The organism is Verrucomicrobiota bacterium, from assembly GCA_016871535.1.
In the GTDB taxonomy this organism is placed as follows: Bacteria; Verrucomicrobiota; Verrucomicrobiia; order Limisphaerales; family SIBE01; genus VHCZ01.
On record VHCZ01000255.1, the window covers coordinates 1 to 8,673 of the forward strand.

Genomic DNA, 8,673 nt, shown 5'->3' on the forward strand with positions numbered 1-8,673 from the left:
CGCTGAGCAACAAGACGTATGGAGACAGCCCGTTCAGCGTGAGCGCGACCGCCAGTTCGGGGTTGACGGTGAGCTTGAGCCTCGTCTCAGGCCCGGCCACCCTCGCGGGCAACACGGTCACGATCACTGGAGTGGGAACGGTGGCGCTTCGCGCCAGCCAGGTAGGCAATGCCAACTACAACGCAGCGCCTGATGTGGAGCAGAGCTTTGCGGTTGCCAAGGCGAACCAAACCGTCAGCTTTGGCGCCTTGGCGAGCGTGGCCTTCGGCGGCTCGCCGATTAATCTGTCGGCCACAGCCAGTTCAGGATTGCCTGTAACTTTTAGCGTCGTCTCTGGTCCCGCCACGATTGCTGGAAACACGCTCACCATCACAGGCGTGGGCACGGCGGTTGTGCGCGCCAGCCAGGTGGGCAACGACAACTACAACGCGGCGGCGGCGGTGGACCAGTCGCTCACAGTGGCCAAGGCTACGCCGCCGATCAATTGGTCCACGCCGGCGGCCATCACCTATGGAGCGGCGTTAAGCTCCGCGCAGCTCAATGCCACAGCGAACATCCCTGGAACGTACACTTATTCGCCTCCGTCCGGCGCGACGTTGAACGCGGGCAGCCATACGCTCTCCGTGAGCTTCACACCGACACCGAACGACACCGCGAATTACAACAACGCCACTGCGAGTGTGACCCTTCAGGTTCAGAAGGCCACGCCCGCAATCAATTGGTCGAGTCCCGCCAGCATCGCTTACGGGACCGCGCTGGGTGGCGCCCAACTCAACGCGAGCGCCAGCGTCGGCGGGACGTTCTCTTACTCGCCCCCTGGAGGCACGATCTTGGATGCCGGCAATCCATCGCTCTCCGTGTCGTTCACACCGAACGACACCGCGAATTACAACAACGCATCGGCGACGGTGTCGATCAACGTGAGCAAGGCGGACCAGACCATCAACTTTGCTTCCCTGCCGCAGCGGCGCCGTGGGGAATCCTTCACGCTGAGCGCCTCGACCAGCTCCGGCCTGGCGGTCAGTTTCCACGTCTCTGGGCCGGCGACGCTTACGGGCAACACGGTCACACTCAACGGCCCCGGCACCGTCACGGTGACGGCATCTCAGCCGGGCAATTCCAACTACAATGCGGCGGCGGAGGTGCAGCGGCAATTCAATGTGATCGGGAACACGCCCCCCACGCTGGAGCTTGTCGCCGCCCGAACGATTGATGAGGGCAGCACGCTGACCGAAACGTTCCGGGCTACAGATTCTGATGTGCCCACGCAGATTTTGACCTTCCGACTGGAGGGCGAGCCGGCCGGTGCCAGTGTTAATCCCTCCACAGGCGCGTTTACCTGGACACCGACCGAGAGCCAGGGTCCCGGGGCGTACAACTTCACTGTCCGGGTGACGGACAACGGGGATCCTATTGAAAACGCCGCGAGGACCTTTTCGATCACCGTGAATGAAGTGAATGTCGCGCCGGCGATCTCGCAAATCCCTGGTCAAACGGTGAAAGCGGGCAAGAAGCTGACGTTCACCGCGACCGCCAGCGACACGGATGTGCCCGCGAACACGCTGACGTTTAGTCTGGGTAGCGATGCGCCCACTGGGGCCACGATCAATCCTGCGACCGGAGTGTTCGAGTGGACGCCCGCCGAGTCACTCGAAGAGAAAACAGTAACCTTCACGGTCCGCGTGACGGACAACGGGACACCAAGTCTGAGCGCCTCACAGAGCGTCACGGTGAAGGTCGCGCCAACAAACAGGCCTCCGGTGTTCGAGACGATTTCAACGCAGACCATTCCGGAGGGAAGTCCGTTCACTCTGACGTTCAAGGCCACGGACCCGGATGCGAACTTCTTCTTCTTCAACCTGGTGTCTGGAGCGCTGCCGGGTATGAATCTTGATCCGGCCGTCGGCGAATTGACTTGGACACCAACGGAAGCGCAAGGGCCAGGGACATACAAGGTCTCGGTTAAGGCCACAGATGATGGCACACCCATCCAGACCGCGACGATAGAAGTTACGCTGGTTGTCACCGAGGTGAATACTGCTCCAGTGCTGGCGCCGATTTCAGATCGAACGGTGCGGGTTGGAGAGTCCTTGAACCTTACGGCTTCGGCCAATGATTCGGATCTTCCAGCCAACACGTTGACATTCCGCTTAGGCGCAGGCGCGCCAGCCGGGGCCGCGCTCGCCGCGACCACGGGCGCTTTCACCTGGACCCCAACCCCGCCGCAGGGCGGAACAACTCACGACATCACCGTGGAGGTTGTTGACGATGGGACGCCCGCGTTGACTGCATCGCGCAGCTTCAAGGTCGCCGTGGGCGTGTCGAACGAAGCGCCGGTCCTTCCGCCCATTGTCAACCAGACCATTGCCGAGGGAAGCACACTGACCCTGGCCGTTACGGCAAGCGATCCTAACAACAATCTGCTCACTTACGCGTTAGGAGCAGGCGCGCCGAGCGGCATGACCGTTGACCCGGCAACGGGGACCATTCGCTGGACGCCCGAGGAAAGCCAGGGGCCCGGCAGCTATTCGATCACGGTTGAGGCCACCGACAACGGCACTCCTCCTCTCAAAGCGTCGATGAGCTTCAACGTCCTGGTCACTGAGGTGAACACGGCGCCGGTTCTGGCCGCATTGACTGACCAAACCATTGCGCGCGGGGAGACTGCGACGTTTACGCCCGCAGCCACGGACAACGATCTGCCACGCCAGACGTTGACGTTTACTCTGGCATCTGGCGCACCTGAAGGCGCGCGAATTGATCCCGTAACCGGCGCCTTCACCTGGACACCGTCTGCCATTCAACCTCCCGGCAACTACTCAATTACCGTGCGCGTGACTGACAATGGGACACCGCCGCTGAGTGATTCCAAGAGCCTGACCGTCGTGGTGCGAGCGCCTCCGGTCGTAAACCCGACCCTTTCGGCGATTTCGGATCAGACGACGAAGGAAGGCATCGCCACGCCAGCCATTGTCTTCACGGTGAACGACCCGGATGGCCTGCCCACAGATTTGAAGCTCAGCGCCAGTTCCTCCAATGCAAACCTGGTGCCGACCGCTAATATCGTCTTTGGCGGAGCTGGAGCCAACCGCACGGTGACGGTGACGCCGGCCCCCAATCGAGTTGGCGCCGCGACCATCACGATTCTGGTGGAGGATTTGACGGGTGGTAAAGCGACGACGACCTTCGAATTGACCGTCACACCGGCGCCCCCAACCATCACGAAGCAACCCGAAAGTCGCATCGTGCCATCCGGTGCGAACGTGACTCTGGTTGTGACGGCCAACGGCCGCGGCCCCTTGAGTTATCAGTGGCGCTTCAATGGAAGGGACATTGCGGGAGCAACCAATCCTTCGCTCGTGCTGACCAGTGTGACCCCGGAGCAGTCCGGGGAGTATCTGGCGGCGGTTAGCAATGCCGGAGGTTCGGTGACCAGTTCGGCAGCGACCCTTCAGGTCATTGTGCCAGTCACGATTACCAAACAACCCGAGAGCCAAAGCGTGGCGGCGGGAGTTTCAGTGACATTTTCTGTGGAAGCCACGGGGACCGGGCCGCTGGTTTACCAGTGGCAGTTCAACGGCGCCGATTTGGCAGGTCAGACCAATCCCACGCTCCAGATTCGCAATGCGGCGCTGACGAACACGGGAGAATACTCGGTGATCGTCAGTAATGCTGCTGGGCCTGTGGCAAGCTCAAAGGCAAAGCTGAGCGTCGCCCTTCCACCTACGATCACGCGCCAACCGCAAAGCCAGAACGTGCTCGCAGGATCTGCCGTTCCGCTCACGGTCGCCGTGAGCGGAACGGAACCGTTGCGCTATCAATGGCGTCGGAACAACTCAGACCTTGCGGGAGCAACCAGTCCCACTCTCGCGCTGAGTAACGTCGCTGTGGCCAATGCCGGTGAATATGCCGTGGTCGTGAGCAATGCGGCCGGCTCAGTAACAAGTGAAATTGCGCGGGTGACGGTGACTCAGGCCGCTCAAATCACCACGCAGCCAGCAAGTGAGACCATCACGGCTGGCCAGAGCGCGACGCTCAGCGTCGTCGCCACAGGCACCGCGCCTCTCACTTACCAGTGGCGCCGCAACGGGGTGGATTTGCCCGAAGCCAATCAGGCGACGCTGGCCCTTGCCAACGTTCAGTTAGCTCAAGCCGGGAATTATCAAGTGATCGTGAGCAATGCGGCCGGGCCGGTCACGAGCGCGGGAGCGACGCTCACGGTCAATGTGCCCGTCACGGTCGTCGAGCAGCCGCAGAGCCAAACGGTCAGAGAAGGCGAGCGCGTCGTGCTCAGTGTGGTGGCTGCCGGAAGCAACCCGATCACTTATCAGTGGCAGAGGAATGGAGCGAACCTGGCGGGGGCGACAGGGCCCAGTTTGACCTTAGCCAGCGCACGGACCAGCGACGCCGGGACCTATCGGGTCGTCGTGCGCAACGTCGTGGGGGCCGTGAATAGCACGGACGCCGTCGTGCGTGTGATTGTCCCGCCGTCGATCCAGACCCAGCCCGTGAACCAAAATGTGCCGCCTGGAGCCAGCGTCACATTTTCAGTCGGGGCCAACGGCGACGCACCGCTGGAGTTTCAGTGGAAAAAGAATGGCGTGAACATTTCCGGCACGGCGGGACCAAGTTTGGCGTTGAATAATGTCCAGGTTGCGGACGCCGGCAATTACAGCGTCGTCGTGGCAAATGCGGGCGGAGCTGTCACCAGTGCCGGAGCCAGCCTGACGCTGATCTTGCCTCAGGAGACCGGAGGTCCCTCTGCTCAACAAGCCCGGGATATCGGCGAAGTGCTCGAGGCCACATTTGATGGCGGCAGCATCGACTCGGGCGGAATCGGCCCACAGACACGGAAGAATTCACCACCCTCCACGGGAGGCGAACGCTGGTTTTCCTGGAAAGCTTCTCTGACAGGCATTGCCACGTTCAACACCATCGGCAGCACCTTTGACACGGTGCTGGCCATTTACACCGGAGTTTCTCCGAACTTGACGGAGGTCGTGTCGGACGATGATCGGGGCGGATTCTTCGCCAGCCAGGCAAGTTTCAACGCCGTCCCAGGGACGACCTACCTGATCAACGTCAAAGGCTTTGGCGGAGCCACAGGACGGATCGTGGTTGGTTTCAAATTAACCCCAACCGCACAAAAGCTGCCTGTGATCCTGGTGCAGCCGCGGAGCCGCACTGTGACCGAGGCGACGGACGTGACTTTCGACGTTCAAGCTCAGGGAACGGATCTGCGGTATCAATGGCACTTCAACGGTAAGCCGATTCCTGGAGCGACTTCGCCGAACCGGACGCTTCCAGCTGTTCTCGCAGAGGACGTGGGCATCTGCGCGGTGCGTGTAAGCAGCGGCCCCGATCCTTCCGCGCTGACGGTGGATAGCGCGTTGGCGGCGCTACAAGTCGGAACCGAGACGATCTCAGCTCAAGACAAGTTCAAGAATGCTCCTCGGGTGGGCGTCAGTGGGGCCCGGCTGGCGAACCTTGGCTTGCAGTCCTTGCTGCAACCCGCTCCGGACTTTGTGGCTCGCCAGTTTTCGGGTTGGCTGGCTTTTTCAACCATCGGTTCGGGCAAAGAACAAGGCGAGCCCAACCACGCGGACGATTTCGGCGGAGCTTCGCAGTGGGTCACGTACCAGGCGCCAGCCAGCGGCGCACTGCGAGTGAGCACCGAAGGCAGCGACTTCGACACTGTCTTGGCCGTCTATAGCGGGTCCGGGGCGGATTTTGCCAGTTTGAAGACCGAGGCCTCGGACAATAACAGCGGTGCTGACGGTCTGGACAGCGTGGTGAATGTTCCTGTCACCAACGGCGCGGTGTATTACATCGCCGTCGATGGTGTCAAAGGCGCGAGTGGAATAGCCCGATTGAGCTACGAGCTTGGGCAAGGCCCGCTTATTTCACGACAACCGTTGAATCAGTCGGTGGCTGTCGGGGCGGGTGTGGGATTCTTTGTAGAAACCACAAATGCCCTCAGCAGCGTGACCACAACCTTGCCCACGTTGCGGTATCAATGGACGCGCGATGGATTAAAGCTCAACGGAGAGACGAACCGATCGCTGGCCATTCTGAGCGCGCAGCCCGCGGATGCTGGAGATTACGCCGTCATTGTGTCCAGTTTCGCCGGCTCGGCCACGAGTGCAGTGGCCAAACTGACCGTGAACGTGCCGTTGACGATCACCAGCCAACCCCAGAGCCAAAGCGTGCAGGCGGGCGGAAAAGCGACTTTCACCGTGACGGTCAGCGGCAGCGAGCCAATCAGCTATCAATGGCGTTTCAACGGGACGGACATATCCGGGGCGACCAACGCTTCCTACGCCATTAACAACGCACAGTCGGCCACGGCGGGCGCTTACCTCGTGATCGCGCGAAATGCGATCGGGACCGTCCAGAGTTCAACGGCCACGCTCACCGTTGGACAAGCACCATCGATCACCCAGCCGCCTGATGGCCTGGAAGTGATCCCAGGGCAAAGAGTGGTATTCAACGTGACGGCGACCGGCACTGGTCCGTTGCGATACCAATGGCGTTTCAATGGGGTGAATATTCCGGGTGCCACAGGGGCGAGTTTGGAATTGGCGAGCATTAAGCTTTCAGACGCGGGCGAATACTCCGTGGAAGTGAGTAACGAATCGGGATTCGTTCTCAGCACGCCTGCGCTGCTGAGCGTCAACCTGCAACCCAAATTCGTCGTCCAGCCGATTAGCCAAACAGTCTCTGCTGGAAGCAGCGTCGTCTTCAACGCTCTCGCGACCGGATCTGGAACCATCACTTATCAGTGGAAATTTAATGGGAGGGAAATTCCGGGAGCGACCAACCCCAACTACGAAATCGGCAGCGCCCGGGCAGAGCATGCCGGGAATTACTCCGTGACTGCCAGAAGTGCGGCCGGCTTGATCGAAAGCGAGTCGGCCCGACTGACAGTCGAGGCGGTTGGAGCACCGGAACCGCAAGCCGCTTTAATCACCGACATGCGGTTTGACCCTGCGACGGGCTTTCAATTTCGACTGACGGTCCCCGAAGGACGGCGAGCCTCCATCCAGGTCTCCGCGGACCTGGTCAATTGGGTCGATTTCAAGCCCGAGCAGTTCACCGGGAGCGCTGACATACTCGATCCGCAAAGTCCTGCTTTGGGGATGCGGTTCTATCGCATCATCGTTCAGTAGAGCAATCTTCGAGAATAACGCCTGCGAGCTATTCGATTCGTTCGGATGGTTGTCGCTAGGAAATTCGGTTTGTTTCAGATGCCGTATCATGCGGCCTGGACACCGGAACGTTGAAGCGATGCGATGAATGACCCTCGGAGAGCCGGATGCGGGAAAACCGCCTGTCCGGTTCGATGAGGGGCGAAGCGTGACGGTCATTGGCTCCGGCCTCTCAATCCGTCCGCTTCGCCTACTCTACTCAATCGTTCCCGCCATTCCACGGCTTTCCCAGAGAAAAGTCGCAACCATTTTCACCGATTTTCGCGAGAGAGAACACCAAGGTGCCACAAGAAACGCAGGAGGACCTTGGCTAAAAAGGGTCAGAAAGCAATGGCAGGAGGATGCGATACTCCTTACCCCGGACTGAGCAATCTCGGTCGGCGGACGTGTCCTGGGCATTCCTGGGTGCGTCCGTTTAGGTCCTTGATTCTCGCTTTCCGCGCTTTCCAGAAGCACTGAAGCAGCACTTGCCATTCTTGCTGAATCTGGCATTATATGAATGTCGGGTGCTGCTGGTCAGCTCGATATGGTTTGCCCAGCCCGACATCATATCTTCACCCCGCCCTGCGCGGGGTTTTGTTTTTGAAACGACTCCCAGCCCTCGCGCGCAAACTCGACTAATTCGGAATCCTCGGGGAACACTTTCAACCCGTCGAGCTTGTGTCCCTCGTGCCGCTTGTAGAAAGTCGGCAACAACTCCTGAAAATACGGGTAAGTGAAATCCCGCACCTTGAATGCGCGATAGACATTGTAGGCGCAAAGGTCGGCAAGCTGGATGCCGTTGGAGAGTTTGCTGTCGGTGAAGAAGGGATATTCGACAATGTGATTGAAAAGCACGTTTTGATTGCCTTCGCGTTGGAAGAACGCGTGCTTCATCGAGACCGCTCGGTTGAGGGCTTTGTCCGTGTCATCCATCACGATCAGCGCGTGATGCTTGGGATGGTATTCCGCCATGAAATGTTCGATGCGCTCCAACAGTAGCTCATAGGCTTTCTTGTGCAATGTTTCGTGGGTCATGTGCTCGCGGAGCTTCCGTTTGTCGAAAACCACCGAGAACAGCGTCATGTGCTGTGCCGGAATCTGCCGAAAAAAGCACGCCACCAACCGCTCCCGTTCCGCATCCGAAAGCGAAGCGAGGAAGGGGCTCTTGTCCGCGCGTTCCTTGGGGTTGCGAATCCAGTTGGATTTCAGTTCGCAGTCGGCCAAGTCGAAACGCAACTTGCGAGTTCGGTTCAACTGGTCGGCGAATTCCAGCTTAAGATTGGCAATCTCGCGGTCAAACCTGCGCCAACGTCCTTCCCAGAGAGCCACGGACGTCAGCGCATAGATGTGATCCTTAGAGCGTGTCCGAAAATTCCGCGGGGTCCTGTTTTCGCGCCAAAGGCCGGATGGCGAGGCGCAACGAAGGAGAATATCCTCCCTGGATCTTCGACTGAGGAGCAACGAAGCCAGGCGGCCTTTGGCG

At 59.9% G+C, this 8,673-nt stretch carries 2 protein-coding genes; one reads left to right on the forward strand and one right to left on the reverse strand.

The window, feature by feature from the left end:
- Positions 1-7,169, forward strand: a 7,169-nt coding sequence (locus tag FJ398_22840) for a hypothetical protein (protein MBM3840744.1), incomplete at its 5' end; no start/stop codon positions are given.
- Positions 7,170-7,754: 585 nt separating this feature from the next.
- Here FJ398_22840 and FJ398_22845 read toward each other — a convergent pair.
- On the reverse strand, positions 7,755-8,673 hold a 919-nt coding region (locus FJ398_22845), incomplete at its 5' end, for a DUF3800 domain-containing protein (protein ID MBM3840745.1).